A 26875-nucleotide genomic window follows, 5' to 3' on the forward strand; every position below is an offset into this window, starting at 1 on the left:
ATCCCTAGGAGGGGAGGATATAGGCGAACCCTCAGAGGGCGGGTTGATTTATCTTTTCCCTAGGAGGGGAGGATATAGGCGAACCCTCAGAGGGCGGGTTGATTTATCTTATCCCTAGGAGGGGAGGATATAGGCGAACCCGCCCCTACATGATATGTGTGGATAGTCGATTATCCTTTTTTGTCAATCATCATCTGCTGTAAAACCCAGGGTACAATTAGCAGGATTAATAGCATTCTGGTCATTTGCATAGCCATGACCAAGCCGGAATCTCCCCCTAGTTGTAGGACTGTGGCTATCATAGCTGTAATGCCGCCGGGGGTTGACCCTAAAATAGCGGTCATGGTGTCAACTTTAGTAACTAGATGGAATATATATCCAACTCCTAAACAGCTTCCAATTAAAACTAATACTAAGATTAACTCAATTAATACGGCTTTAATTAACTTTTTGGCGGTGTTACCATCAAATTTGAGACCCGTACCGAGTCCCACTAATACCAACCCCGCAGTAAAGCCTAGGGGTGGCATTTCAAAGGTATAAGGTAAACTCCAAAAGCCAATTAATCCCGCCAAAAAAGGGCCGAGAAATAGGGAAGAAGGAAGCCGCAGCACAGGTCCTAGCCACACTCCCAAACCACCGCAGACGCAGAGAATTAGCCAGTTAAGGAAAGCTGGGGCGTGGGGGGGAGTCGATAGGGAAGTAGATAGGGGAGAGAGGACTAATGGCATTTCCTGAACCCCAGGGGAAGCAAACCAGAAACTAGCTAGGGTGGGGATAATTAAAGCGACTAGGAGAATGCGGATATATTGGAGGACGGCGACGGCGATCGCATCAGCACCCATTTGTTCACTGATAGCTACTAAACTAGGACCTGCGCCAGGAATGCAACCTAAAAATCCGGTAGTGCGATCGATTTTCGCCCACCGCCATAATAGATAGCCATTACAGACACTCATGGCACCTGTTACTACAATACAACCTAATAGGGGTAAAGCGTAGGTTTTACCGAGTGTCAAAGTTTCCGGGGAAAATCTAGTAGCAGTAGTTAAAGCAACGATCGCCTGTCCTAAAAGGTTAAAGGACTTGGGTAAAGGTGTAGACTTCTGCCAAATTAGGGCTAATAAAATCCCGACAATCATGGGACCGAGAAGCCATCCGACTGGCATATTTAAGGAAGTTAAAAGCCATCCCGCCATGATGGCGATCGTCATCTGAATTAGGATAACCCCGACTTTTTTCCCATTCAATAGTAACATTTTAACCCAACTTTCATGCCTGGAAAAATCAAGATGTGCCGCCAATGGCATGGTAATCAAAGCAGAGCTATTAATTTTCATTTCATGACTAGGTATATAGAAGGGTTAAATGTAAGTATGGACAAGCTGAGAATAGAGATTTTAATAAATACGAATTATGCCAGGGCGGGCATTATAGCCCGCCATAATTTTGCCCCAAGTCCACCTAGACAGCAGACATAGAACGCAAAGTTTTTAAGGCTTCATCCACATGACCTTTAAAATCCAACATGGAATCAAAAATGTGTCGGACTACCCCCTGATTATCGATTACATAAGTCACCCGACCGGGAAGTATCCATAAAGTGGCTGGAACTCCGTATAATTTCCGCACCTGATTTCCCTGATCACTTAACAGAGTAAAAGGCAAATTATACTTACCGACAAATTTCTGATGTTCATCGGGGGAGTCCGCACTGACTCCGATAACTTCCGCCCCAGTTTCCTGAAAAATCGTGTAACTGTCCCGAAAGGCACAGGCTTCCGCCGTGCATCCTGGGGTATCATCTTTAGGGTAAAAATAAAGCACTACTGCTTTGTTACCCCGAAAATCTTTGAGGCTAACCGATTCCCCGGTCTGGGAGGTTAAAGTAAAATCGGGGGCGAGGTCTCCAACTTGAACTGGCATATTTGCGATATCCTGTAACTTAACTTTAGCAAAAATGTTAAATTTTGTGTGCCTTTGTTATGATATCGCGGAATCTATCCTGCGGAAACCTAATTAGCCCAAACCTATTACCCCAGGTTCGATGCCGCATCATCCTATAGTTCCGCGACCAAAAGCGATCGCCATATTAAACCAATGAGGTATTGATTAAATGCGAGTTTTACTAATTTATCCAGTGTTTCCTAGAACCTTCTGGTCCTACGACAAAATTCTGGAACTGGTTGATCGCAAAGTCCTGTTACCTCCCCTAGGGCTGATCACCGTAGCCGCAATTTTGCCCCAAGAATGGGAATTTAAGCTAGTCGATCGCAATATCCGACCCGTCACCGAAGCCGAATGGGAATGGGCGGATCTAGTCATTCTCACCGCCATGATCGTCCAAAAAGTCGATCTGCTGGCACAAATTCGGGAAGCCAAACGCCGGGGTAAACCCGTCGCCGTTGGTGGACCTTATGCCACCTCAGTCCCTGGTGAAGTTGCAGCGGAAGCCGATTATTTAATCCTAGACGAAGGCGAAATAACCTTACCCGAATTTGTCGCCGCCATTAACCGGGGAGAAACCAGTGGGACTTTCCGATCGCCAGATAAAGCTGATGTTAACACTACTCCAGTTCCTCGTTATGATCTGCTGGAATTAGATGCTTATGACTCCATGTCCGTCCAGTTTTCCCGTGGCTGCCCCTTCCAATGCGAATTTTGCGATATCATTGTACTCTACGGGCGCAAACCCCGCACCAAAAATCCTGAACAACTCCTCAAAGAATTAGATTATCTCTATGAATTAGGATGGCGGCGGGGAGTGTTTATGGTCGATGATAATTTTATCGGCAATAAACGCAATGTTAAGTTATTGCTAAAAGCCCTCAAGACTTGGCAAATTGAACATCAATATCCCTTCCGATTTAATACAGAAGCATCAGTGGATTTAGCCGCCGATGAAGAACTCATGGATATGATGGTTGACTGTAATTTTGATGCGGTATTTTTAGGCATTGAAACCCCGGACGAAGCCAGTTTAGCTTTAACTAAGAAATACCAAAATACCCGCAGTTCTTTAAGCGAATCGGTTGATAAAATTATCCGGGCGGGGTTGCGACCCATGGCGGGATTTATTATCGGTTTTGATGGTGAAAAATCTGGGGCGGCTTCCCGGGTGATTGAGTTTGTAGATCAGGCGGGTATTCCTACTGCGATGTTGGGGATGTTACAAGCCCTTCCCAATACCGGATTATGGCATCGGTTGGACAAAGAAGGACGGTTACTAGCGGATCGGGAAAACATTAGCCAACACGCTACTAACCAAACCATGTTAATGAACTTTATTCCGACTCGTCCGGTGGAAGAAATTGCCGCCGAATATATCCAGGCTTTTCGGACTCTCTATGAACCCGATCGCTATTTGGACAGAACCTATAACTGTTTCCTGAAATTAGGCGCACCTCGCAGTAAAACCCCTTTTAAAACCCCTGAATTTGTGGATTTACGGGCTTTGGCAATTATTATTTGGCGACAAGGAATTAAGCGATCGACTCGTTGGAAATTCTGGCATCATTTATTTGGTATTCTCCGCCATAACCCGGCGGTTTGGGAACATTATTTAACGGTCTGCGCCCACAATGAACATTTCCTCGAATATCGTGACATCGTAACTGCTGAAATTACTCAACAACTGGAGAATTTTAAAAAAGTGGAGTCGGCGGAATTGCCGCCCGCCGAACTTTTGTCAGAAGTTACAGCTTGAAATAATTAGTGATGGGGAGCAAATTTGCTCCCTATTATCACTTGAATAAAATTAAGTTAAATATATGAGACTGAATCAGATAATCCTATGATGAGAGAATCTTACGATGATATTGATATTGCGCCCCTAATTGACCATACCTTATTAAATCAGATGGCTGATGATGAACAAATTAAAAAGTGTTGCGAGGAAGCGGATCGATATAATTTCGCTTCCGTTTGTATCTTCCCTACTTTTGTGAAACTGGCGCGGGAACTCCTGCAAAATAAAAAGCCTAAAGTTTGTACTGTAATTGGGTTTCCCTGTGGTGCTAATACTTCCGCCGTGAAACTGTATGAAGCCTTAGAAGCGGTCGAGAATGGGGCGACTGAGTTGGATGTGGTGATTAATTTAAGTTGGTTAAAGTCGGGAAAAACTAATGAGTTAAACCGGGAATTAGCCGAAATTTGCGAGGAAACAGGAGTGGTGGTTAAAGCCATTTTGGAAACAGCAGTTTTGACAGACGCAGAAAAACGTCTGGCGGCGGAATTGGCTATTGATGCGGGGGTTTCTTATCTGAAAACTAGCACGGGATATTATGGGGGTGCGACGGTCGAGGATGTTAGCTTACTCAAGCAAGTAGCGCGGTCTCAGGTGGGAATTAAGGCTTCTGGAGGTATTCGCACCCATGAGCAGGCGATCGCACTTTGGAAGGCGGGGGCGACCCGTTTAGGTACTTCTGGAGGGGTGCAGATTATCCGCAACGGTGGACATCAACTCAACCAAGAAAATTAGGATTAATGAGTCGTACTTATAAAGCTACTGGGATTATTTTAAAGGCGATCCCTCTGGGAGAGTCCGATCGCCTATTAACTATTTTAACACCAGAATTTGGTCTGATGCGAGTGGTAGCACCGGGGGCGAGAAAATCGCGATCGCGTTTGGGGGGGACTACGGGTTTATTTGTGGTTAATCAGTGGTTAATTGCGAAAGGGCGATCGCTTGATAAAATTACCCAGGCGGAAATTATCAATTCCCATAGTGGACTCGCTAAAAATTTGGGTAAATTAGCCGCTGGTCAATATTTGGCTGAATTGGTTCTTAGTCAAGCCTTGAGCGAACAACCTCAACCGGAACTATTTTTGCTATTGTCAGAACATTTAGACCGCCTAGAAGAACTCCCTAATACCTCTACAGAAGAAAATGCGATCGATATAGTCGCCCGTTTAACTCATGGAATTTTTCACCTCTTAGCTTGGGCGGGAATTGCTCCCCAGGTCCAGTTATGTTGTCTAACTCAACATCCTTTAAACCCTAATTTAAGCGACCCTAATTGGTTGGTAGGGTTCAGTTTAGCGGCTGGCGGTATTATTAATTTAGCCGCATTATCCCGCATTCAAAGCCAACATAATGACCATCAATCATCCTCAGTTTCCGAAGCATCTGGAGATTATCTAACTGAGGAAATATCTATCAAAATTGATGCCCGCATAGCAGCAGAACCCTTAGCCATTCTTCAACATTTAGCCCAATCAGAATTAACTAATATCTGGAACACCTATCAACCCTCAGCTTGGATAACCGTGGAAAAAATACTGCGTCGCTATGCTGAATATCAGTTCGCTCGTTCGATTCAATCTGCCTCTTTAATTGACAGTTGGCTATTGAATTGTTCCCCTAGTGATTGTTGTAAATAACTAGGACGGATGATTGATTAATTATTGTAGCGGTGGCGGGTAAATTTTTGTTATATTGTGCATAAACAACTCAAGCATGATAAAAATGGTTAAAAAGCAGCCTGGATTATTTGGTATCAGATATTCTAATCGAGATTTTTTACAAAAAAAAGCCTGGGGAAAAAATTGTTTTAATTCATCTTTTCCGACAGCTTTATGTTGCTATTTGCATGATATCAATCTTGAAAATATATATATTAAAGTAAATTCTAACTTAGAGATTGAACATACAAAGATTGCCACCGAAGATGTTTTTGGTATTAATCCCCAATCCGATCTAGCATTTTATGCTTTTGAATCACCATTTACACCCTATCAACAATATTTAATTGGTACTCTTCCCAGAGTTGATTTAGTTACCCAAACTAACGGACTTTGTTTGCGTCCTATGGAAATTAAACTGACCGCATTACCAGATAATACAACTTGCGAACTACCTGAAAATGAGTACGGCTGTGAAATTGTAGTACGACCCGATACTATTGTTTATTTAGCCTGTAGCATAGCCTCTACTCTTCGGCAACAAGGAACTAATATAGCGGAATTACTAAAATTAACATTTCCACAAGATTTAGATTGGACAGAACCCCTATCAGTAATCCCTTATGTTTCAACTATGATAGAAGCGATCGATAACTTAATGAGTCATATTGTTTTAGGTCAAAAGCCATTTTTAATGCAGCCAATTTGGAAAACTCAGGGAAAGTCTCCCCAATTGTCTACCAACTGTTTAGATGTATTTATTTGGAGTGATATTTGCTTTAGTAGATTATTTGTCAATTTAGCCAAACAAGAAATAAAAACCTTTGGTAAAATTATCAAAATTTCCAGATATACACGAACAGTGATTTGGCTATATAAAATGTTAAGTGATTTTGCTGATCGAGGATTATTTGACTATGTAAGCATTATTGATTCTTGCTCATACAATACCAAAAATGATAAAGCATTTGCAGTTAATGGAAAAATAACTCACGAATATATGAAATCAGAGTATTTACGAAAACCAAGAATCCTCAAGCAGGAAATCAAAAATATTATTTTAGGAGACGGTCAAAATTTACTGAGTCCCGAAAGAAGGTTTGATGCTATAATATACAACTCACCGGATTTATTTTTACCATAAATTTGTGAACTATGAGAACTATAGATTTGTTTGCTGGATGTGGTGGATTATCTTTGGGATTTCAAAATGCTGGATTTGACATGAAAGCCGCATTCGAGATATGGAAGCCAGCCATTAAAGTTTATCAACGTAACTTCAGCCATCCCATTTTTCAAGTTGATTTATCCAAAGAAAGCGTTATAAATACTCTAGGAGAGTGGAAACCAGAAGTCATTATTGGTGGCCCTCCATGCCAAGATTTTTCCAGCGCGGGGAAAAGGGATGAAAGTTTAGGGCGTGCTAACTTAACTATCAATTTTGCTGGAATTATTGCTTCTATTAAGCCTCAATTTTTTGTGATGGAAAATGTTTCGAGAATCACCAAGACTCAAACTCTTAAAGTGACTTGGCAAATCTTAAAAAACAGTGGCTATGGTTTAACTGCATCAGTTCTTGATGCTAGTTATTGTGGGGTTCCACAAGCCAGAAAACGATATTTTCTCATCGGTGAACTAGAAGGAAAAGACAATGCTTTAGAACCTTATTTGTTCAAAAATTATGCCTCCAAGCCGATGACAGTTTTTGATTATCTAGGTTTGAGTTTGGGAATTGAGTATTTTTATCGGCACCCAAGAAGTTATCAAAGGCGAGGAATTTTTAGTATCTATGAACCTAGTCCAACAGTGCGAGGTGTAAATCGACCTATCCCTAAAACTTATCAAAAACATCAAGGCGATGCCTGTGACCTCAATCCCTCTCTACGACCACTAACAACTATGGAAAGAAGTTATATCCAAACCTTTCCTAAGTCTTTTAAATTTGAGGGGAGTAAATCCGACTTAGAACAGATGATTGGCAATGCGGTTCCCGTCAAATTAGCTGAATATGTGGCAGGTTCTCTTCTTAAATATATTGAAGATGGTTATAATCACGTTGGGTCTCACGATTCCTATATACAACTTAGCCTCTTTAATTGACAGTTGGCTATTGAATTGTTCCCCTACTAATTGGTGTCAATAAATTAACGGGAAGTTATATCATAAATGTGGGGGGGACAAAATTATGATTAACTTGTCATTAACTATGGTATAATCTTGGCCCGTCTTGAAAATCCTAGTTATTCCGTGCATGGGGTTGACAAAATACTAGATTTATGCAGTGAGGCGATCGCTAAAATTGGGAATTTGGTATCTGATGATACAGTAGATTATGGCGGATCAGTTATATCTAGGATATCAATTCTCAGGGGCTGCCACCAGTGGGAATGTTGATCCCCAATCACTGATTTATGAAAAGGGTGATCTCCGAAGATAATTAATAATGATAACTAAGGAATAGACAATACCCTAATGCAAAACATATTCGGGGGTGGGGTCAAAAGGACCACATTGGCCAAACCAGGCAATGAGTCCTTGTTACTATCATTAGATTTAAAGACAATTGCAGATTATTTTTGAGGAAATGTGCATTTGACGGATTTTTTTGCTAATATTAATTTAGGGACGGGTACTTAAACTTAAACAACAACTTGATTCAACATAAGTGGAGTATTCACAACTATGCAGTTGGTGGAAATAGTTCACCTGAAAGCCTGGGAGTTTTCTAAGTGATTGCCATATCATCGCGTCCGGTTAAACGTAACTGGGTCACAATTAGCTTTGCTTCTACACTCTATCTGGGATCGATTTTGGATTTACTTCTCGCCGAAATCCCGTCGGAGTGCCAAGATGAAATCAGACTAGGACTACAAGAAGCCCTAGTTAATGCTGCTAAACACGGCAATAAGCTAGATCCCAGCAAAACGGTTGTCGTTCGTTTTGCGATCATCAATAATCAGTTCTGGTGGTTGATATCAGACCAAGGAGGGGGATTTAAACCCCCCTCCTGTGAATGTAACCTGTCAGCAGTGGAAACTAATGATAACTGCTGGGATGACCCTGCACTACCCCATGATGAACATGAATGCGGACGAGGATTGTATATTCTTGAGCAAATATTCGATCGCGTGGAGTGGAACCAAGATGGAACCGAACTAATCCTAAGTAAAGAGATCCCGGTTCTCTCACAGTCTAGTCGAGGCTGGTAGGGCTATCTGTGGGATATTTGATTAAACAACTCATTTGGAGGATGATTTAGAGCCATGAGTAGGACACGGAGGTGCAGAAATCGACCGATCTAACCAACCGATCGCCTGTTGTAATCTAGGCATAGCCTCAGATGGTTCATCCTTGAGCAAAAAAATCAAAGCCGCCGCCACCTGTTCCCGAGCGCGAGCATTACGATTTGATTTGAGGCGATGCCAGTCCCGTTCAGAAATAGCCAAATGTTCGGCCAGTTTCTGGGCTAGTTGCAAAGTCTCGGCATTATCAATTTGGGTTGAACTAGAATGACTCATGGTGATTTTATATTTGAAGTTGGGAGCATTTTCTAATCATTATGCCAAGAAATACCTCATCCCAACCGAACCCCAATGATTCTCAACTGAATCGGGACCAGGAAGAAATCGAAGAAGCCCTCGAATCAGCCTCGAAAGCGATCGCCACTATACAAGAGAGGATAGCTCAAATTCAGCGCGATCGCCAACGTCAAGCGGAGCTGAAAAACCGCATCGACCAAGTGATCCCCCAACTCCAGCAGATCAAATCCCAACAACTCAAGGAAGAATTAAAACAGCTTACCCAGGAACTAGAAGCCGTAGAACTCAACTTAGAAAGCAGCCTGTTTACCTGGGGTAGCCTCAAAGAACCCTTTTGGCAAGCGGTCCGTTTTGGGGGACTAGGGGTAGTAATTGGTTGGCTGCTCAAATCCTGTTCTGGTTAGAGGTAGCAACACATTCAGGAGGGTTGATGAACCATAAGATTTTTGAGATCTCCAGGCGCTACAGCCCCATGTTCAGTAATAATTGCCGTAATTAACTCAGCCGGAGTCACATCAAAAGCCGGATTATAAAACTCCACACCTGGGGGACAAATAGTAGTCGAGCCAATCTGATAAACTTCTTTGGGGTCTCTTTCCTCAATCGGGATACCTTCCCCGCTCTGCAATCGAAAGTCTACCGTAGACAGAGGAGCGGCGACAAAAAACGGGATATTATGGGCACGAGCCACCAAAGCCACATTATAAGTGCCAATTTTATTAGCGGTATCTCCATTAGCCGCAATGCGATCGGCACCAACGATCGCCGCATGAATTAACCCCAACTTCATACAGTGAGCGGCCATATTATCGGCAATCAAAGTCACCGGGATCTGATCCTGTACACATTCCCAAGTAGTTAATTTGGCTCCCTGTAGACGAGGGCGAGTTTCATCAGCATAGACCCGTCCCAACCGTTGCGCCGCCTTACAGGATCGAATGACCCCCAAAGCCGTACCATAACCCGCCGTAGCCAAAGATCCCGTGTTACAGTGAGTCAAAATATTAAGCTGTTCGGGAGTTTTCGGTAAAACCGCCAGTCCGTGATCTCCGATCGCCTGACAAGTATTCAAGTCCTCCGTTTGAATTTTCTGAGCCTCCGCCAATAGCACCTGGGGAATTTCCGACACAGAAACGGAAGTTTCCCTAGCGGTTTTCAGCATTCTTTCAATAGCCCAAAACAAATTTACCGCCGTGGGGCGAGTATTCCCCAAAATCTTCGCCACTCCTTCAAGTTCCGCCAAAAACCCATGGCGATCGCTTTTTTGAATATCCCGCGCCCCCAAATACATACCATAAGCGGCCGCAATACCAATAGCCGGAGCCCCTCGGACAATCATAGTAGCGATCGCCCTAGCCATATCTTCATAGCGTTTAATTTCCACGATCGCATACTCATGACTCAGGCGAGTTTGGTCAATTAGTAAGACGCGATCCTCATGCCAAATAACCGGATAAACCTTAGTTTCCATAGAGAATGTCACTTTATCATAGCCAACACCAGCGATCATCTGTTGTACACTTTCCATCAAGCCGCCATTATACCCATTCCGGGATAATGGGACTACAATTTGATGATTCTGTTTTAAATGATCTTTGTTGAATCAGTCGGAGTTTCATGCTGGATATCAATTTACCCGGTCCCACCAAATCCCCAAACCATAGTACATCGAATCTCAGCCATCCCCGTGATGGTCACATCAATAGAACCCCCGCCGATCAATTCCTCAACCGACATATCGGCCCCAATGACGCTGAAATTCAACAAATGCTCTCAGCGATCGGATACAACAGTATAGAAAGCCTGATTGATAATACCATCCCCCAAGGCATTCGTTTAAACCGTCCCCTGAACCTACCCGCCCCCCTTACAGAACATCAGGCTTTAGTCAAACTCCGCGAAATTGCCAGTAAAAATCAGGTTTACCGTTCTTTTATCGGTATGGGTTACTCCGACTGTATAACCCCCCCCATCATCCAACGGAACATCCTAGAAAATCCGGGATGGTACACCGCATATACTCCCTACCAAGCCGAAATCGCCCAGGGACGCTTAGAAGCCCTACTAAACTTTCAAACACTCGTTATCGACCTAACCGGGCTAGAAATCGCTAATGCCTCCCTTCTCGATGAAGGAACTGCCGCCGCCGAAGCCATGACCATGAGTTATGGAATTAGCAAAGCCAAAGCCCATCACTTTTTTGTCTCCCAAGACTGTCACCCTCAAACCATAGATGTCCTAGAAACTAGGGCCAAACCCCTAGGTATTGAAATCATTATTGGAGATTTCCGCACCTTCGACTTTAGCGAGCCAATTTTTGGGGCTTTATTGCAATACCCCGCCACTAATGGCGCAATTTACGACTATCGGGAATTTATCCAAACGGCCCATAACCATAAAGCCATTATTACCATGGCTGCAGATATCCTCAGCCTTACCCTACTTACACCCCCAGGAGAATTAGGCGCTGATATCGCCGTAGGAAGCACCCAGCGCCTCGGTGTTCCCCTAGGTTATGGGGGGCCCCATGCGGCTTATTTTGCCACCAGATCCGCCTTTAAACGGTCCTGTCCTGGTCGTATGGTGGGGGTTTCCATTGATAGCCAGGGTCAACCCGCCCTCCGACTCGCCCTCCAAACCAGAGAACAACATATTCGCCGCGATAAAGCCACCAGTAATATATGTACCGCCCAGGTTCTGTTAGCTGTCATTGCTAGTATGTATGGGGTATATCATGGACCACAAGGCTTAAAACAGATCGCTGAGAATATCCACCAGTTAACTCTGGTGTTGGCGACGGGTTTGCAAAAGCTGGGATATGCGATCGCCAATCATCACTTTTTTGATACCCTACAAGTGGAATTAGGCGATATATCCTCATCAGAAATTATCACCCTCGCCCAACTCCGCCAGATTAACCTACGACAAATAGCCGATAACTCTATTGGTATCAGCCTAGATGAGACTACCACCACCGCAGATATTATTAATCTGCTGGAAATTTTTGCCATGGGTAAACCCCTACACTTTGGCTTAGAAGAACTTGCCATAAAATCCGCCATTCCCCCCCATTTAACTCGCACTTCTGCCTACCTAACTCACCCCGTTTTTAATAGCCATCACTCAGAAACCGAATTATTGCGGTATTTACACCGCTTAGAAAGTCGGGATTTATCCCTCACTACCTCTATGATTCCTCTCGGTTCCTGTACCATGAAACTTAACGCCACCGCCGAGATGATTCCCGTCACCTGGCCGGAGTTTGGCAAGTTGCACCCCTTCGCACCTAAATCTCAAACTCAGGGTTATCAGATTTTGTGCCAACAGCTTGAGGAATGGTTGGCAGAAATTACCGGATTTGCTGGTATTTCTCTACAGCCTAACGCTGGCTCTCAAGGGGAATACGCAGGTTTATTAGCAATTCGTGGTTATCATCAAAGCCGAGGAGAAAATCAACGCCATATTTGTCTAATTCCTGAATCTGCCCACGGTACTAATCCCGCTAGTGCCGTTATGTGTGGCATGAAAGTTGTACCTGTTAAATGCGACAGTCAGGGTAATATTGATATTGATGATTTGCAGCAAAAAGCGGAACAGCATCAAGACCAACTCGCTGCTTTGATGGTAACTTATCCCTCAACTCATGGCGTGTTTGAAGACGGTATTCGCCATATTTGTGACATCATCCACCGCTGCGGGGGTCAGGTCTATATGGATGGTGCTAATATGAATGCACAGGTGGGGTTATGTCGTCCCGGAGATTTTGGCGCTGATGTCTGTCACCTGAATTTGCACAAAACTTTCTGTATACCCCACGGCGGCGGTGGTCCGGGAATGGGTCCCATTGGGGTGATGCCACACCTATTACCGTTTTTACCCGGTCATTGTGTCGTGGATATGGGGGAAACTCCCAAAGGCGGCGCGGTTTCGGCTGCGCCTTGGGGTAGTGCTAGTATTCTGGTCATCTCCTGGATGTATATTGCTATGATGGGCGCGTTTGGCTTGAAAAAAGCTACGGAGGTCGCCATTCTCAATGCTAATTATATGGCGCGTCGCCTACAGGGGGTTTATCCGATTCTCTATAAGGGTAACAATGGTACAGTTGCCCATGAGTGTATTTTGGATTTGCGATCGCTTAAAAAATCCGCCAATATCGATGTCGATGATATCGCTAAACGACTCATGGATTACGGTTTCCACGCCCCTACTATTTCTTGGCCGGTAGCTGGTACTATGATGGTGGAACCTACAGAAAGTGAGTCCCTCGATGAGTTGGATCGTTTCTGTGCCTCTATGATTGCTATTCGTCAGGAAATTGCTGCCATTGAGTCCGGGGAGTTTGACCGGGAAAATAACCCCCTTAAACAAGCCCCCCACACCGCAGAATCTCTGATTTTGGGTGAGTGGAATCGTCCCTACTCCCGGGAAGTGGCCGCTTATCCCGCCGCTTGGACTCGTGACTATAAATATTGGCCGCCTGTGGGTCGCATTGATAATGCCTTTGGCGATCGCAATTTTGTCTGTTCCTGTGCGCCTATGACCGCTTATCAGGATTAAGCCATAACCCTCTCTCTAATTCAACCATGGGGCTGATCTACCTGATACAGCCCCCGGTTTCTGTATTCAAGGCGATCGAGATTTTACCCTCCAGCTTCACTAAAGCTTTACAATAGCCTCTTAATTGTTTACATAATCTTCTTGATTTTATAGGCTATTCACCCTTATGATCTGGTTAACTGCCTCAGCCAAGGGATTCGGTTTTAGCACCGCACTGGCTGCTGGGTGGTTTTTATCGTTTCACCTCCAGCGTGAAATCCCCATGATAGTTTGATTTACTTGTCACTAAACCAGCCATTTTCCTACTATATCCTTCTTTTTAGCAAAATCAAAATTGGCAGTAGTTCAGTGCAACTTAGTTGACCAAAATATGCCGAGGTATTCGTGCTAAGTTTCATTCATTAAGTGTTACAGACAAGTCAGCCCACTGACACCTAACAAAAACTCCATCAAAACCATCTATCATCTGGTTTTTGGTACAACTGTAAAAACACGGTACATATATCATGAACGAAGTTAAGTTATTCAATATATGTATTGACAATATTACCACCGAACAACTCCTAGAAGAACTTGGGAGACGTGGCGGTATTGTTTTCACTCCTAATGTCGATCACTTGATGCGATTGCAGAAAGACAAAGAATTTTATGACATCTATAATAAGTCCGATTACCGCGTCTGTGATAGTCAGATTGTCTATTATGCTTCTCGTCTTCTCAACCAGCCAATTACCGAAAAAATATCAGGCTCTGACCTATTTCCCGCCTTCTATAATTACTACCGAGATTGTGAAGAGATTACAATATTTTTACTCGGTGCCGCTGAAGGTGTAGCCGCTAGGGCGAAAGTAAAAATCAATGAAAAAGTCGGCCGTGAAATGGTCGTTGACTGCTACTCTCCACCCTTTGGCTTTGAAAAAGACGAACTTGAATGTCAACGCATTGTCGATCGCATTAATCACTCAAAAGCCTCTGTTCTCGCTATTGGGGTCGGCGCTCCCAAACAAGAAAAGTGGATTATGAAACATAAGGATAAACTCAACCATGCCAAAATCTTCTTAGCTATTGGCGCGACTATTGATTTTGAAGCCGGAGAAAAACCCCGTTCACCTCAGTGGATAAGTGAAGCCGGTCTGGAGTGGTTACACAGACTCGTATCTGAACCACTGCGCCTCTGGAAGCGCTATCTCATTGAAGATATGCCCTTTTTCCTGCTACTCATGCAACAAAAACTTAACCTTTATCATTCCCCCTTTAGCTCTCTGGGAGACATGGCTATCCCTAATTGGCAAATGCCTCTATTGGGACAAATACTTCAGGATGCGGGTTTATTAGATGAACTTCAGGTACAACGGGTGCTTGCAATTCAAGACCAAAGGCACAATCTCCGCTTTGGTGAAATTGTCACAGATTTGGGTTGGCTACGTCAAGAAACCGTGGATTTTTTTGCCGAGCAGCTACCTCAAATTGGTGGGAGTCAACAAAGGCAACCTTTGGGTTATTACCTCAAACAGGCTATGCTTTTGGATGATCAACAAATTAACTTGATTTTGCTTGAACAACAGCAAAAATATCTCAGGTTTGGCGAACTTGCAGTCCAGAAAAGATGGCTCAAGCAACAAACTGTTGATTCTATTTTGTCCTATCTCACCCAGTCACAGACCGAAATGCTGCTTTGAACTGAAAATCAACCCCTCTGTTAAGTTTTGTAACGAAAAATTAAGAAATGTTACAAAAAATTTCCTCTGGGGGGAGGTGGTTGCTTTTTTGGGGAGGCTGTGATACTATTTTAGATAATGGGAATATTGCTAACTTTTTTATTTTGAGACAGATTTTCATTGTGTAACTTACTACCTTGATAGTATCATTAGTTCCCAGGACTTGTCAACCCCCGGCGCTAAATTAGGGGGGCCATTTTTTAAAAATTGATGAAAAAATCAACAATTAGAAGTTTCTGTGGTAGCGATCGCCTTGGGTTAAGGTATGCTGTGTATGCTGAGATATTGTGGTCAATGCTGAGAAAATGGTTTACATTCGCCGACGGGGAAACTCCCATAAAAACAATCGGATTATGAGTAATGTTAAGGCTCTGCCAAGGTTACGGTATGATCGGCTGTTATTGTTAGTGATGATCGCTTTCGCTTTGGGGTGGGGTATGCTGTCGATAGTAAGATCCCTAGTAGTGAAACTATCAACCGCAAAAGTGGATCAAATCTCATCAACAGAAGAAATAAAAAGCGGTTATAATGTGCACTCACCACCCAACTGGGATAGTAAAGCACAACTACAGGCGATCGTTAATGAAACAGTAGCGATCGCCAAAAACAAAGGATTCCCCACCGAAGCACTGTCGATCACCTTAGTAGATGTTAGCGATTCCGGCAAGCACTACAAAGCGGGATACAATAACCAAATTTTAAGGTTTCCCGCCAGCGTTGCCAAGTTATTTTGGTTAGTGGGCTTTTTTGATCAAGTTGAACGTGGGTCAATTAGGGATGAATCGAAATTTCATGACCACCTCAACCAAATGATTCGCATTTCCGATAATCAATCAGCCAGTGAAATTGTAGATGCTATTACCCAAAGCACTTCCGGGGAAGCCTTAACCGGAAAAGACTTAACAACTTGGCTAAACCAACGCAGTCAGATTAACAAATTCTTTGAACAAGCTGGTTATGCTGGAATCATTCTCAGCATGAAAAATTATCCCATCGACAACTCACAAGAAACACCCACAGGTAGAGATCTGCAATTAAAGCAAACTCCAGACCTAGTTAATGGAAACCAAATCACCACAGACCAGGCGGCGCGGTTAATGTATGAAATTTACACCCAGCAAGCCGTTTCTCCCATAGCCAGCACCAAAATGGCTTACCTTCTCACCCGAGATCTAAATCCCGAAACTTTTGAGGAAAGCGATCGTCAGTTCATCGAAGGATTTTTAGGTCAATCATTACCCACAGATATATATTTTGGCTCCAAAGTTGGTTATACCAGCTACTCACGCCAAGAAGTGATTTTTGTAAGAACCCTAGATGATCAGACCATTTATATTCTAGCAATTTTCGCCAACGATCCCGCCTACTCTCAAGATCAAGACATATTTCCTCAAATGTCCCGCCACATTTTCGATCGCCTCCATAGAACCCCCCAAAACCTCACCCCCAAAGAAGTTAGCGTTTTTAACCCCACCACCGAACCCAGTCAACTAAAAAACCCTCCCCTTAATTAATTAATTAATTGAGAGGAGGGTCCTGTTAGTAGTAAGAGAATTACTTAACTTCCACTTTAGCGCCAGATTCTTCCAGTTGTTTCTTAATGCTTTCCGCATCTTCTTTGGTGGTAGCTTCCTTAATAGCTTTAGGAGCGCTTTCCACCAAGTCTTTAGCTTCCTTCAGACCCAAGCCAGTAATGCTACGAACCACCTTCAGAACCGCGATTTTCTTATCAGCGGGGAACTCAGTCAGAATTACATCAAACTCAGTTTTCTCTTCTTCCGCCGCCGCTTCAGCACCAGGAGCCGCCATACCAGGAGCCGCCATCATCATCATACCGCCGCCAGCAGAAGCGGAAGCATCAACACCAAAAGCCTCCTCAATTTGCTTAACCAACTCAGATGCTTCTAACAGGCTCAAAGATTTGAGTTGTTCTAAAATTTGATCAGTTTTTTCAGACATGGGTTAACCCTCAACAAGTAATAAATAACAAGCAATTGAAAAGCGATCTAAGCCGCCTGGGAATCGTCTTTTTCGGATACAGCCTTGATAGCGCGCACCAGAGAAGCCGGAACTTCTTTGATACCAACCGCCAGTTTCGTGGGAACTGCATTGACTCCAACCGCCACCTTCGTAGGAATAGAGTTGATCGCTCCGGCGATACGAGCAATGAGTTCTTCCTTGGTGGGAAGTTCTGTAATAGCTTTGATGTCATCAGGACTCAAAGCCCGACCTTCCATCACCCCGCCGCGTAGTTCAGTTTTTTTGCTTTCCTTTTGAAAAGCCTGATACGCTTTAATCGCAGCACCTAAATCGTCTTGAATGAAGATAAACGCTGAACTACCGCTGAGGAATTTCTCCATCGCTTTCCAGTTGTCATCCCCTTCAAGGGCTTTCTGCATCAAGGTGTTTTTTGTGACTTTGCAGACACTACCGGTTTCCCGAAGGCGGTTCCGCAAGTCAGTAATTTGGGAAACAGACAGCCCAGTATAGTCAATCACCAAAGTCAGTTGAGCCGAGCTTAACTGCTTCTGGAGATCTACAACAATCTTTTCCTTTTGGGCTAAGGTTCTTCCCATTCCTGTTGAACCTCCGTGTTTGATGAACGCCCAATCCCTAATGGGTGAAACAGAAGACAAATTGGCATTAAAAAACCCGGAATTCATCAAGCCGGGTAAAGGAATAAAAATTATCCGTTAGAACTCAAGGCATAATTAGCCTTTAATTCACCGTTAAAATCTTTAATACCTTAACCTCGGCAGGATATTAAGCCAGTTGCGCCTGCTGTCTTCGGTTATCAGATCTTTAGAATTATAAGTGGGCTACAGTGCTTAATTGCACAATTAAACATTATTACACTGTTCGTGTATCTTGTCAAGCAAAAAGTTATTTTTCGGGAAATCAGCAGCAGGGAGTAGGGATGATGAGATTTGAGTACCAACCTCCTCCCCTCCCTCTCCCTGTCTACTTCTTCGAGTTTCTGTAGCTCACAGATTCCCTTTCCCTATGCAGCTTCCGCGATTTTCAGATCCCGCAAAGCATTGATATCTAACTGAATCGCTGGACCCATAGTGCTACAGACATAAACACTCCGCCAATAGCGACCTTTAGCCCCAGAGGGACGGTTACGGTCAATACATTCTTGTAACGCCGACAGGTTAACCAGCAGGTCTTCCGCTGAGAAAGATACCTTTCCAAACATCACGTGGACAATCCCGGTGCGATCGCTCCGAAACTCCAGTTTTCCTGCCTTAAATTCAGCGATCGCCTGAGTCAAATCCATAGTCACCGTACCACCCTTGGGGGAAGGCATCAAACCCTTTGGACCCAACAAACGACCCAACTTAGCCACCTGGGGCATCATATCCGGTGTAGCGATTAACTTGTCAAAATCCAGCATTCCTTTCTGAATTTCTGCGATCAGATCATCTGACCCCACCAAGTCCGCCCCAGCGCTTTGGGCTTCAGCCACCTTATCACCTTTAGCCAAAACAGCCACCCGCACTTCTTGTCCGGTTCCTTTCGGCAGTGTAACCGTTGTTCTCAGTTGCTGATCGGTATATTTAGGGTCAATACCAAGACGAATGTGAGCTTCCACCGACTCCACGAATTTAGCAGTTGCCGTTTCCTTGAGTAGTGTCAAGCCCTCTAGGGGTTCATAAAGTCTATCTTCAACCTTTTGTTGAAGTTCTTGTAATCGACGCGATACTTTTTTTGTCATGATTTCCTCCTGGGGTCAATAACGAAGTTACACTTCTCCCCCAATATTTCAATTCAACAATTGGGTTGGCTCAAATTTTTTTCTTAGCTACCTAAGTTAATCCGAGACAGCAATACCCATATTACGGGCTGTCCCTTCCACAATCTTCATGGCAGCTTCCACATCATTCGCATTCAGGTCAGGCATTTTCACCTCTGCGATTTCTCGCAACTGGCTGCGGTTAATTGTTCCCACTCGAACCCGGTTCGGTTCACCGGAACCTTTTTCAATTCCGGCCGCTTTCTTAATTAGCACTGACGCTGGCGGAGTTTTGAGGACAAAAGTAAAACTTCGATCTTCATAAACCGAAATCTCTACCGGAATCACCAAACCCACCTTATCCGCAGTTTTGGCGTTATACTCCTTACAAAACATCATGATGTTCACCCCATGCTGACCCAAAGCTGGGCCGATAGGGGGAGCTGGGTTAGCTTTTCCTGCGTTAATTGCTAACTTGATAACTGCTACAACTTTCTTTGCCATTTGTTAGCCCTGCTTTTCAACCTGATTGAACTCCAATTCCACTGGCGTGTCTCGTCCAAAAATCGACAGTAAGGCTTTTAGCTTATTACGTTCCGGGCTCACTTCAATGACATCCCCTTCAAAGTCTTTGAACGGGCCAGATAGCACCAGGATATGATCCCCACTCGCCATCTCTACCTTGACAACAGTTTCCTGTTGCTGGGTTTGTCTGAAAATCCGATCAACTTCTGATGGACTTAATGGCAGGGGTTTAACATGGCCCCGCCCTCGCCCGGAGTGACGTTTCTGCTCTGCCCCGACAAAGTTAATCACATGAGGGGTATTTTTGACAACCTGCCAAGCCTCATCGTCAACATCCCACTGGTTTAACTCATTATTCCAGTTCAGTTTCATCTGGATTAACACATAGCCCGGAAATACTTTTTCCTGACCATGCTGGCGACTACCATCCTTACGGAGTTTAATCGCCTGAGTCTGGGGAATCTCCACTTTGAGAATCCGGTCAGCCACATCCAGAGTTTGAACCCGTTGGTCTAAGTTCAGTTTCACCCGCTTTTCACAGCCCGATGCCACCTGAACAGCATACCAGCGAACTTGTCCTGGTGCATATTCTGACTCACTGTCTATTTCAGACATTGCATTGAGTTGTTCTGACTCATCTGATCCAAAAGTCATCCAAATACCTGCCCCGACGACCAACGAAAGAAGTTATCTATTAAATAGATTAGTGTGGCTGAAAGCATTACCATTAATAAGACTCCCGCCGATTCACTCAGCAGTTGCTGACGAGTTGGCCAGACCACCTTATCTAGTTCTTCCTTGGTTCCTTTCAAAAAACCACCAACACTAAACCCCTTCGGGACTTCCTGAATCCCTGCTTCTTCTTTCTTTGACACAGCTTTCCCCCTCGTGATTTTTAACTTAACAGTCGATTTTAACAACTGCCGCACGCTGGCTCAAACTACTTATCATAACATCCTCAGTGCAATAATTAAATATCCCATAACACTTTTTCAGTTGTAGTTGATTCGTCTCGCTCGGCAGCTTTCCTATGCAAAAACCAGGTTAAAAACAACTTAACCCGGTTTACTTTTGCTTAGTTAACGCGCCCTGAAGGACTTGAACCCTCGACATCAGGTTTTGGAGACCTGCGTTCTACCAACTGAACTAAGGACGCACCCAGCATGGGGCTTTTATGCCACATGCGTTTGCTAGTATAGCACGGTGTTTTGAACAATGCAAGTGCTTGGTTGGGAAATTTCAAGTTTTGCTCGGAAACCTTCACCACAAGGGACTTACAGAGGACGGTCAAAACGCTGAGGAACCCGCGTCGCTTTCCCAACGCGATCGCGAAGATAGTACAATTTAGCCCGACGGACTTTCCCTCTCATGATTACCTTAATACTAGCAATCCTGGGTGAGTGAAGCAAGAACACCCGTTCTACCCCAACCCCCTGGAAAATACGACGGACGGTGATAGTTTCGTTGATACCACCATTACGCATAGCGATTACCGTCCCTTGATAGGGCTGGATCCGTTCCTTTCCACCTTCAGTGATTCTGACACCGACTTTCACCGTATCTCCCACATAGATTTTAGGGATACTTTCTTTTTGGACGTTGGTTTTGACACTTTCGATCTCTTCTTGCTCAATGGCGCGGATAATTTCCTGGGCTTGCATGGCAATCGTTTAAAACTCACAATCTCTCATTATGACATCCTTTGGTCATTTTTTCAACCTAACCGACAACGATTCCCCCGGTTCAAATCAACCCCTACCCCCTGCACCATGAAATTAACAGTAGGGAAGGGAAGGGACAAGGCACGGCTTGTCTGTATACCTATACCCATAAGCCATGACTGGGAGGAATTTTAAGCGGCTTGAGAAGATTTTAGCAGAGGAAAACCCAGACCTTCTCGTTGTTCTAAATAACAGTGAGCAACCCGGCGCGCCAGAGTCCGAATTCTGCCAATATATCTAGTGCGTTCAGTCACAGCAATTACCCCCCTAGCATCTAATAAATTGAAACTGTGGGAACACTTGAGAACATAGTCTAAACTCGGTAAAACTAAACCTTGCTCAATTAACTGTTCCGCCTCCTGTTCATACAACGAAAATAAATTAAACAGTAACTCCGGATTAGATGCCTCAAAATTGTAGGTACATTGTTCTATTTCCCCTTGTAGATGAATATCACCATAGTTAATCTCATCAGTCCAAGCAATTTTGACGATCGCATCTACATTTTGCAAATACATCGCCAGCCTTTCTAATCCATAGGTAATTTCAATACAAACCGGACGACAATCAATTCCTCCGCATTGTTGGAAGTAGGTAAACTGAGTAATTTCCATACCATCTAACCACACTTCCCAACCTACACCCCAAGCACCCAAAGTGGGGGACTCCCAGTTATCCTCAACAAACCGAATATCATGGTCTTCGGGATTGATTCCTAGTACCCGCAAAGAGTCTAAATAAATCTCTTGGATATTGTTGGGAGAAGGCTTGATTAGCACCTGATATTGATAATAATGTTGAAAACGGTTAGGGTTCTCCCCATAACGTCCATCTGTAGGGCGGCGACAGGGTTCTATATAGGCCACAGACCAAGGTTCTGGACCGATCGCCCGTAGAAATGTATGATGGCTCATGGTTCCTGCCCCTTTTTCGGTATCATAGGGTTGGGCAATTAAACAACCGCGATCGCTCCAAAATTGGTTCAGGGTGGCAATAACTGATTGAAAGTTCACTGGTAAATTATTGATGGCTAAGGTGTCCGCCACAATTCTATCAAATATCATCCTCATTATTTCACAATTGCCAACTTACCTATACTTTCCCTAGGCTATTGTTGCTTTGATGATAAGATGGGTCTGGTAACAATTACTGGAAGAGAAAATTATGTCTGCTACACATTACTTATCTGTTGTTAAGGCATTAAAAATGCTAGGGCTGGCGGGATTTTTCGCAACTTTTGCGAGTCCGGTTCATGGTCAAATTAACCTTGATTTTTCCGAGGATATCATCCTGGCTCAGAATCTTAGCAGCGATATAGTATGGCGCAGGCTCAATCAACAGGAAACCCGTGATACTATTGATGCCATACTTGGTAGCCCTATGGGAATCGCCGGATTAAATCAATTGGCGATCGAAGGCTTTATTGGCTTTGATTGTGGCAAAAGTTATTATCAGGATGTGGATGGTTTTCGCTGGCTACTTCAGGTTAATTGTCGTACACCTAGAGGGGTTTCTACTGCTGTGGGCTATGATGAGATTCGGGTTATTTTTAATTCTTTTGAAGGCAGAATTGAGTCCTTTACTACTGAGCGTCATGGCGGCGATTTACCGACTGGGGCGCTCCGTTTAGATTGACAATTATCTTGCCTAAATTGGCGGCTAATACTATTAATCAATAAGCCGCAAATATCTACCATATAACCCTCGTAAAAACCTCTGAGGATACTATAGCTATGCTCGATGATGTGCTGTCAGACCAGCAAGATCCAAAGCCAAAGCCTCGGATACCCTCGGCTACTAACCCGGTTTCTCTTTTTGGCTACTTCACTAATTCCTACTCAATAGTTGAAATTGTCGGTTTGGCGTATCTTAGGTAACACTAACTTTGGCCTAAATGGGAGGATTTAGTTAAGTTTAGCTAATGTATGGCTGGCGATAGTTTTGATTTTATAAAGTTTGTTAAGAATTAATAAGTTTTTATTGATAATAACTAGCAAATACTTGACGAGATTATAGGGGTTTTGCTACCATGTAGGAAATGGCTTCCAAGGGCTTCTTGTGTCTTGGTGCAAAAAAAAGCTCTGTAACCCCTATCCAATGGTTAAAATTAATATTATCTGGTAAAAATTTAAAAATGTCGATGCACGAATTTTCGGGGAATTGGGGGAAGTCCCAAAGCAGTGTCTTGACAAAATAGACATTATGTGCATACCTCCCCAATCAGGGTATAGGATAGTCTAAGGAGTTAAGGGGTGGTTGTAAGAGGAGAATGAGACAGAAGCCATGAGATTTTTAGTCTTAGGTTTAGTGCTGTTTGGGTTATTGTCAGTGACGATCGCACCAGTTTCAGAAGCTGGGATATGTCGAATGTTTGATCATCACCAGATATGTATAATTAGCATCAAACGCAGCGCCAAATACCATTGGGAATATAGGGCGAAATTGAGTATTGACGGGGTAGCGCAGGGAGAGTGGATTTATAATTGTCGCGATCGCCTGCGGGTGAGTTCAGACGGAAAACAGAGTAAAGTTCAACCCCACAGTTTTGGGGAGTATCTTTGTCGGAGAGTTAACTAATAACCTCTTGTCGAAATTCCCCCCAGGCTTCCATAGCATTAGGGTCAGAAGGAAAACCCCGGCGCATTAAAAGCAAGCCATTATCGAACTGTAAAATACCATATTCTTGAGTAGAAGTCAAGCGATCGGTAGTTTCTACGATCGCACGTAAAGCATCACGATCGCCACTAAAAGCGACCTGATAGCGTTGAAGTTGCCACAAATCAGCAATAATATAATCCATAGCCACCAACTGACCCTGATCATTGATTAATTGATACAGAGGGAAGCGTAGAACCTGGCGGCGACTGGATAAATGAGGAATTAAATAAGTAGTTCCCGCCACACTAGCATCAGGGGGAATTTCGGCTAAAAGCGATCGCATATTTTGAGACCGTGGCCATTGTTCAGTCAAAGAAACATAAACCCAGGGTTGAATGGAATCAGGGATTAAAAAATACAGAGTTCGATTGGGATTAGAAGTGATGGTAAATATCAAAGACAGACAGATACAAGCGACCCAAAAACGGCGAAATTTGGGAGAAGGTAACTCAGCTTCTGGGGATTTTTCTTGTTGTTTAGCCCACCACAAAATGCTACCATAAAACAATCCGGGAACTACGGTCATGGCGTAGCGAATTGTAATAGCTAAAACGGACATTCCTTGAGCAGAAAACAACTTTAATAAAGGAAAGCCGGCAATCATCCAAGAAGCGGGAGCGATCGCCGGAATAAAAGCCAAAGGCAACCATTGACCCAAAAGATATGTAATAGTGCGACCAAAGGGAGTAAATAACTGCTGAATAAACCGCAAGGGATTACTAACCATCCCCCAAATAATTTGTAAAGTCGAGGCTTCATCTCCCTCGGCGTATTGACCAAAGCGTTCCATCATGAACCGCTGGGAGATATCCGCCGAAAACAAGGGCATAATCAGATTAGTTAAAACCAGCATATAACCGAAACTGAGAACACAGACAATCAAGCCACGGCGGGGGAATCTGTGGCTGAGAATCATATAAACTCCCACGCCAAATAAAACCACGCCAGCATCTTCTCGCACCCCTAAAATCAAAACGGAAAATATCCAGAATAACCACCACCAACCTTTCTCCATAGCCAAGAGAAGGGTAAACACAAATAAAGGAATTTGGCTGACATCGTGAAAATTAGCTAAAGTGGGACCGATAACTGCATTAGCGCCATAAAAACTAACTACAATTAAGGCAGATAGAGGCGGTTCTAAGTATTGTCTGGCTAGGAGGTAAAGAACTAAACCCGCAGCAGTTACCAAAGTGACCTGTAAGACGCTGAGGGTGACAGGAGAGGGAAATATTGCGTACAGGGGTAGCCATAGGAGCAAAGCGGGGGTAAAGTGTTGTCCGAGGCGGTGATAGGAAACGTCGGGGAACTGGCCTTGGTGGACAACATTAGTAGACAGGGCGGAAGATAGGGAACTCTGAAAAAAACGGCCGTGGATACCATTCCAGAAGACTTGGTTAAAAATGCCCTGATCATAGGAAGCATAAAAGGTGAAGTAGCGGTGCAGTAACAAAACCATACAGATGCCCCAAAATGCGATCGCACTACCTAGCAACAGTTTCAGGGACGGGTTTTTATGCCAGTTGACCAAGATAACCACTCCATCTTAAATTAGCTCAAATCATTAATATCTCATATTTACGGCAGATAGGGGTCAACTTGATTAGCCATGATGTCAAATCACAGGCTAGAATCTAAAGCAGATATTAAATTGAGTCAACCAGTAAGCGCTAGTATCATCCCCTAGCTCTTCATATTCCAGCAGCAGTGTCGAATTGATCAGGTCTTTTGTCCCCATTGAAAGTCATTCATGGAAGTCGGAACTACCCATAGCAAGACCAACTCTGAAGAATGCTTACAGCTTTTGCTGTTTGTCGATGGTCGCCCTAGCTCCAGAGAGCAAGTCCAACAAATATGTGAATATCTCGAAGTCCTTAAATCTGAGGACAGATTTGATCTGCAAATTATTGATGTGGGAGAGCAGCCCTATCTGGCTGAACACTTTAAGTTAGTTGCCACCCCGGCTTTGGTCAAAATTCATCCCTCACCCCGACATATTCTAGCGGGTACTGATATTGTTAAGCAGCTTAATGAATTTTGGCTACGGTGGCAGCAATCTCTTGAACAGTATCAAACTCAGCAGCCATTTGAGGCGAAAGGTTCAGTTAAAAATTATCGCTCTGTTGCTGACCTCAACTATATTGCAGAACTAATCCGACTCAGTGACGAGGTGTTTCGCCTCAAGCAAGAAAAAGAACAATTGCAACAACAGGTAAGTTTTAAGGATCGGATTATTGAAATTTTGGCCCACGACCTCCGTAGTCCTTTGACCGCCGCCTCTCTGGCTTTGGAAACTTTGGAAAATAGCCAAATCGCCGGAGCGCCTAACTCTAAGAAATTTACACCGGCTCTCAAATCTCGCTTAATTAAACAAGCTCGTACTCAGATCCGTCAGATCGATAGGATGATTACTAATATATTAAAGGCGGCTACTGGTCAGAGTTCTCGGTTACAACTGCAACCTTTGCAATTGTCACTGTTAGCATTTTTTCAGGAGATACTACCAGAGTTTGATGATCAGTTACAGGCGAAATCTCTGGAACTCAAAACGGATTTACCTACTGATACTCCTTATGTCTATGCCGATCGCGAACGGATTCGTCAAGTTATTGTTAATTTGTTGGATAATGCGATTAAATATACCCCAGAGGGTGGCACTATTTGGGTGTCTGTCTTGCATCGGACTACCCAAAAAATACAGGTCAGTATTTGTGACAGTGGCCCCGGTATTCCTGAAGAAAATCGCGATCGCATTTTTCAGGATCACTTCCGTCTCGAACGGGATGAGTCCCTCGATGGCTATGGTATTGGTTTATCCCTGTGTCAGAGAATTATCCATGCTCACTATGGTCAGATTTGGGTCAGTTCTACCTCTTCGATGGGCGGTAGCTGTTTTCACTTTACCCTACCTGTTTATGACATTTACCCTACCTTTTAAGTCAACTTGTTGATTTTTTGTTCAATTTAACAAAATGTGGCGGAATTCCCCTTCCTCGCTTGCAGGGAGGGGATGAATAG

At 43.8% G+C, this 26875-nt stretch carries 27 protein-coding genes, 1 tRNA gene and 1 other annotated feature; of the genes, 14 read left to right on the plus strand and 14 right to left on the minus strand.

Annotated features, from left to right (window positions below; genetic code table 11):
• Positions 1-170 precede the first annotated feature (170 nt).
• Entirely contained in the window at positions 171-1340 is a 1170-nt protein-coding gene (locus tag P5674_RS05845) for an AbrB family transcriptional regulator (RefSeq protein ID WP_006619225.1), read from the minus strand.
• A gap of 124 nt (positions 1341-1464) precedes the next feature.
• Positions 1465-1926 carry a peroxiredoxin gene (locus P5674_RS05850; protein ID WP_006619226.1) on the minus strand — a complete coding sequence of 154 codons (462 nt, stop codon included), beginning with the start codon at positions 1924-1926 and terminating at the stop codon, positions 1465-1467.
• A gap of 190 nt (positions 1927-2116) precedes the next feature.
• On the opposite strand from P5674_RS05850, the gene P5674_RS05855 reads away from it, so the two are divergent.
• From P5674_RS05855 to P5674_RS05880, 6 genes are all read left to right on the plus strand, one after another.
• The gene (locus tag P5674_RS05855) at positions 2117-3706 is read left to right on the plus strand and encodes a B12-binding domain-containing radical SAM protein (protein ID WP_006619227.1); all 1590 of its coding nucleotides are present in this window, start codon (positions 2117-2119) and stop codon (positions 3704-3706) included.
• Positions 3707-3793: 87 nt separating this feature from the next.
• A complete protein-coding gene (deoC, locus tag P5674_RS05860) occupies positions 3794-4480 on the plus strand; it encodes a deoxyribose-phosphate aldolase (protein ID WP_014274101.1) in 687 nt (228 codons plus the stop codon).
• Positions 4481-4485: 5 nt separating this feature from the next.
• Complete coding sequence (gene recO, locus P5674_RS05865; RefSeq protein ID WP_006619229.1) at positions 4486-5382, plus strand: DNA repair protein RecO; 897 nt, start codon at positions 4486-4488, stop codon at positions 5380-5382.
• Positions 5383-5467: 85 nt separating this feature from the next.
• Complete coding sequence (locus tag P5674_RS05870) at positions 5468-6547, plus strand: HindVP family restriction endonuclease (RefSeq protein ID WP_006619230.1); 1080 nt, start codon at positions 5468-5470, stop codon at positions 6545-6547.
• A gap of 11 nt (positions 6548-6558) precedes the next feature.
• Positions 6559-7503 carry a DNA cytosine methyltransferase gene (locus tag P5674_RS05875; RefSeq protein WP_006619231.1) on the plus strand — a complete coding sequence of 315 codons (945 nt, stop codon included), beginning with the start codon at positions 6559-6561 and terminating at the stop codon, positions 7501-7503.
• Between the two features lie 629 nt (positions 7504-8132).
• On the plus strand, positions 8133-8612 hold the full coding sequence (locus tag P5674_RS05880) for an ATP-binding protein (protein ID WP_006619232.1): 480 nt from the start codon (positions 8133-8135) through the stop codon (positions 8610-8612).
• Positions 8613-8642: 30 nt separating this feature from the next.
• Here the strand turns inward: P5674_RS05880 and P5674_RS05885 are convergent, their stop codons facing one another.
• The gene (locus tag P5674_RS05885) at positions 8643-8921 is read right to left on the minus strand and encodes a DUF6439 family protein (RefSeq protein WP_006619233.1); all 279 of its coding nucleotides are present in this window, start codon (positions 8919-8921) and stop codon (positions 8643-8645) included.
• A 41-nt stretch (positions 8922-8962) separates the two neighbouring features.
• Here P5674_RS05885 and P5674_RS05890 point away from each other — a divergent pair, with 41 nt between their 5' ends.
• The gene (locus tag P5674_RS05890) at positions 8963-9346 is read left to right on the plus strand and encodes a hypothetical protein (RefSeq protein WP_006619234.1); all 384 of its coding nucleotides are present in this window, start codon (positions 8963-8965) and stop codon (positions 9344-9346) included.
• A 14-nt stretch (positions 9347-9360) separates the two neighbouring features.
• Here the strand turns inward: P5674_RS05890 and mtnA are convergent, their stop codons facing one another.
• Positions 9361-10470, minus strand: a complete 1110-nt coding sequence (gene mtnA / locus P5674_RS05895) for an S-methyl-5-thioribose-1-phosphate isomerase (RefSeq protein ID WP_006619235.1) — start codon at positions 10468-10470, stop codon at positions 9361-9363.
• Between the two features lie 89 nt (positions 10471-10559).
• Between mtnA and gcvP the strand changes: the two genes are divergently transcribed.
• The 4 genes from gcvP (at position 10560) to P5674_RS05915 (ending at position 16731) form a co-directional block, all read left to right on the plus strand.
• Positions 10560-13499, plus strand: coding sequence for an aminomethyl-transferring glycine dehydrogenase (gcvP, locus tag P5674_RS05900; RefSeq protein ID WP_315669859.1), 2940 nt, complete (start codon positions 10560-10562; stop codon positions 13497-13499).
• A gap of 506 nt (positions 13500-14005) precedes the next feature.
• Positions 14006-15178 (plus strand): WecB/TagA/CpsF family glycosyltransferase, encoded by a 1173-nt coding sequence (locus P5674_RS05905; RefSeq protein WP_006619237.1) that lies wholly within the window; start codon positions 14006-14008, stop codon positions 15176-15178.
• Positions 15179-15427: 249 nt separating this feature from the next.
• A complete protein-coding gene (locus tag P5674_RS05910; RefSeq protein WP_157888662.1) occupies positions 15428-15574 on the plus strand; it encodes a hypothetical protein in 147 nt (48 codons plus the stop codon).
• A 173-nt stretch (positions 15575-15747) separates the two neighbouring features.
• Positions 15748-16731, plus strand: a complete 984-nt coding sequence (locus P5674_RS05915) for a serine hydrolase (protein WP_231852067.1) — start codon at positions 15748-15750, stop codon at positions 16729-16731.
• A 40-nt stretch (positions 16732-16771) separates the two neighbouring features.
• On the opposite strand, the gene rplL is transcribed toward P5674_RS05915, so the two are convergent.
• From rplL to glyQ, 9 genes are all read right to left on the minus strand, one after another.
• Positions 16772-17176: a 50S ribosomal protein L7/L12 gene (gene rplL, locus P5674_RS05920; protein ID WP_006619240.1), complete on the minus strand. Its 405-nt coding sequence runs from the start codon at positions 17174-17176 to the stop codon at positions 16772-16774.
• 47 nt (positions 17177-17223) lie between these two features.
• The gene (gene rplJ, locus P5674_RS05925; RefSeq protein ID WP_006619241.1) at positions 17224-17793 is read right to left on the minus strand and encodes a 50S ribosomal protein L10; all 570 of its coding nucleotides are present in this window, start codon (positions 17791-17793) and stop codon (positions 17224-17226) included.
• Between the two features lie 60 nt (positions 17794-17853).
• Positions 17854-18026, minus strand: a sequence feature (ribosomal protein L10 leader region).
• Between the two features lie 192 nt (positions 18027-18218).
• Positions 18219-18935, minus strand: coding sequence for a 50S ribosomal protein L1 (rplA, locus tag P5674_RS05930; RefSeq protein WP_006619242.1), 717 nt, complete (start codon positions 18933-18935; stop codon positions 18219-18221).
• 96 nt (positions 18936-19031) lie between these two features.
• Positions 19032-19457, minus strand: a complete 426-nt coding sequence (gene rplK / locus P5674_RS05935) for a 50S ribosomal protein L11 (RefSeq protein ID WP_006619243.1) — start codon at positions 19455-19457, stop codon at positions 19032-19034.
• A gap of 3 nt (positions 19458-19460) precedes the next feature.
• Positions 19461-20132, minus strand: a complete 672-nt coding sequence (nusG, locus tag P5674_RS05940; RefSeq protein ID WP_006619244.1) for a transcription termination/antitermination protein NusG — start codon at positions 20130-20132, stop codon at positions 19461-19463.
• Complete coding sequence (gene secE, locus P5674_RS05945) at positions 20129-20353, minus strand: preprotein translocase subunit SecE (protein ID WP_014274106.1); 225 nt, start codon at positions 20351-20353, stop codon at positions 20129-20131. The genes nusG and secE overlap by 4 nt, the downstream gene beginning before the upstream one ends.
• A 208-nt stretch (positions 20354-20561) precedes the next feature.
• Positions 20562-20634 (minus strand) — tRNA-Trp (locus P5674_RS05950).
• Positions 20635-20752: 118 nt separating this feature from the next.
• Positions 20753-21139: a 50S ribosomal protein L19 gene (gene rplS / locus P5674_RS05955; protein WP_006619246.1), complete on the minus strand. Its 387-nt coding sequence runs from the start codon at positions 21137-21139 to the stop codon at positions 20753-20755.
• Positions 21140-21330: 191 nt separating this feature from the next.
• Complete coding sequence (gene glyQ / locus P5674_RS05960; protein WP_006619247.1) at positions 21331-22212, minus strand: glycine--tRNA ligase subunit alpha; 882 nt, start codon at positions 22210-22212, stop codon at positions 21331-21333.
• 151 nt (positions 22213-22363) lie between these two features.
• On the opposite strand from glyQ, the gene P5674_RS05965 reads away from it, so the two are divergent.
• On the plus strand, positions 22364-22834 hold the full coding sequence (locus P5674_RS05965) for a hypothetical protein (RefSeq protein ID WP_006619248.1): 471 nt from the start codon (positions 22364-22366) through the stop codon (positions 22832-22834).
• Positions 22835-23482: 648 nt separating this feature from the next.
• Positions 23483-23776, plus strand: a complete 294-nt coding sequence (locus tag P5674_RS05970; protein WP_014274107.1) for a hypothetical protein — start codon at positions 23483-23485, stop codon at positions 23774-23776.
• Here P5674_RS05970 and P5674_RS05975 read toward each other — a convergent pair.
• Positions 23769-25316, minus strand: coding sequence for a DUF2079 domain-containing protein (locus tag P5674_RS05975; protein WP_081471263.1), 1548 nt, complete (start codon positions 25314-25316; stop codon positions 23769-23771). The two genes, P5674_RS05970 and P5674_RS05975, sit on opposite strands and share 8 nt — an antisense overlap.
• Before the next feature lie 291 nt (positions 25317-25607).
• Here P5674_RS05975 and P5674_RS05980 point away from each other — a divergent pair, with 291 nt between their 5' ends.
• Complete coding sequence (locus tag P5674_RS05980) at positions 25608-26795, plus strand: histidine kinase (RefSeq protein ID WP_006619251.1); 1188 nt, start codon at positions 25608-25610, stop codon at positions 26793-26795.
• Positions 26796-26875: the final 80 nt, after the last annotated feature.

It is taken from the genome of Limnospira sp. PMC 289.06 (genome assembly GCF_032350395.1).
Classification (GTDB): Bacteria; Cyanobacteriota; Cyanobacteriia; order Cyanobacteriales; family Microcoleaceae; genus Limnospira; species Limnospira platensis.

Excerpts from the sequence above, each read along its gene's own strand:
- rplS (WP_006619246.1), bottom strand. The coding sequence starts at position 21,139 with ATGCAAGCCCAGGAAATTATCCGCGCCATTGAGCAAGAAGAGATCGAA.
- P5674_RS05965 (WP_006619248.1), top strand. The coding sequence starts at position 22,364 with ATGTCTGCTACACATTACTTATCTGTTGTTAAGGCATTAAAAATGCTA.
- P5674_RS05855 (WP_006619227.1), top strand. The coding sequence starts at position 2,117 with ATGCGAGTTTTACTAATTTATCCAGTGTTTCCTAGAACCTTCTGGTCC.
- rplA (WP_006619242.1), bottom strand. The coding sequence starts at position 18,935 with ATGACAAAAAAAGTATCGCGTCGATTACAAGAACTTCAACAAAAGGTT.
- mtnA (WP_006619235.1), bottom strand. The coding sequence starts at position 10,470 with ATGGAAAGTGTACAACAGATGATCGCTGGTGTTGGCTATGATAAAGTG.
- P5674_RS05885 (WP_006619233.1), bottom strand. The coding sequence starts at position 8,921 with ATGAGTCATTCTAGTTCAACCCAAATTGATAATGCCGAGACTTTGCAA.
- P5674_RS05905 (WP_006619237.1), top strand. The coding sequence starts at position 14,006 with ATGAACGAAGTTAAGTTATTCAATATATGTATTGACAATATTACCACC.
- P5674_RS05875 (WP_006619231.1), top strand. The coding sequence starts at position 6,559 with ATGAGAACTATAGATTTGTTTGCTGGATGTGGTGGATTATCTTTGGGA.
- P5674_RS05845 (WP_006619225.1), bottom strand. The coding sequence starts at position 1,340 with ATGAAAATTAATAGCTCTGCTTTGATTACCATGCCATTGGCGGCACAT.
- P5674_RS05970 (WP_014274107.1), top strand. The coding sequence starts at position 23,483 with ATGAGATTTTTAGTCTTAGGTTTAGTGCTGTTTGGGTTATTGTCAGTG.
- P5674_RS05975 (WP_081471263.1), bottom strand. The coding sequence starts at position 25,316 with ATGGTTTTGTTACTGCACCGCTACTTCACCTTTTATGCTTCCTATGAT.
- P5674_RS05850 (WP_006619226.1), bottom strand. The coding sequence starts at position 1,926 with ATGCCAGTTCAAGTTGGAGACCTCGCCCCCGATTTTACTTTAACCTCC.
- recO (WP_006619229.1), top strand. The coding sequence starts at position 4,486 with ATGAGTCGTACTTATAAAGCTACTGGGATTATTTTAAAGGCGATCCCT.
- rplL (WP_006619240.1), bottom strand. The coding sequence starts at position 17,176 with ATGTCTGAAAAAACTGATCAAATTTTAGAACAACTCAAATCTTTGAGC.
- P5674_RS05870 (WP_006619230.1), top strand. The coding sequence starts at position 5,468 with ATGGTTAAAAAGCAGCCTGGATTATTTGGTATCAGATATTCTAATCGA.
- rplK (WP_006619243.1), bottom strand. The coding sequence starts at position 19,457 with ATGGCAAAGAAAGTTGTAGCAGTTATCAAGTTAGCAATTAACGCAGGA.
- P5674_RS05980 (WP_006619251.1), top strand. The coding sequence starts at position 25,608 with ATGGAAGTCGGAACTACCCATAGCAAGACCAACTCTGAAGAATGCTTA.
- rplJ (WP_006619241.1), bottom strand. The coding sequence starts at position 17,793 with ATGGGAAGAACCTTAGCCCAAAAGGAAAAGATTGTTGTAGATCTCCAG.
- nusG (WP_006619244.1), bottom strand. The coding sequence starts at position 20,132 with ATGACTTTTGGATCAGATGAGTCAGAACAACTCAATGCAATGTCTGAA.
- gcvP (WP_315669859.1), top strand. The coding sequence starts at position 10,560 with ATGCTGGATATCAATTTACCCGGTCCCACCAAATCCCCAAACCATAGT.
- P5674_RS05910 (WP_157888662.1), top strand. The coding sequence starts at position 15,428 with ATGAAAAAATCAACAATTAGAAGTTTCTGTGGTAGCGATCGCCTTGGG.
- P5674_RS05890 (WP_006619234.1), top strand. The coding sequence starts at position 8,963 with ATGCCAAGAAATACCTCATCCCAACCGAACCCCAATGATTCTCAACTG.
- deoC (WP_014274101.1), top strand. The coding sequence starts at position 3,794 with ATGATGAGAGAATCTTACGATGATATTGATATTGCGCCCCTAATTGAC.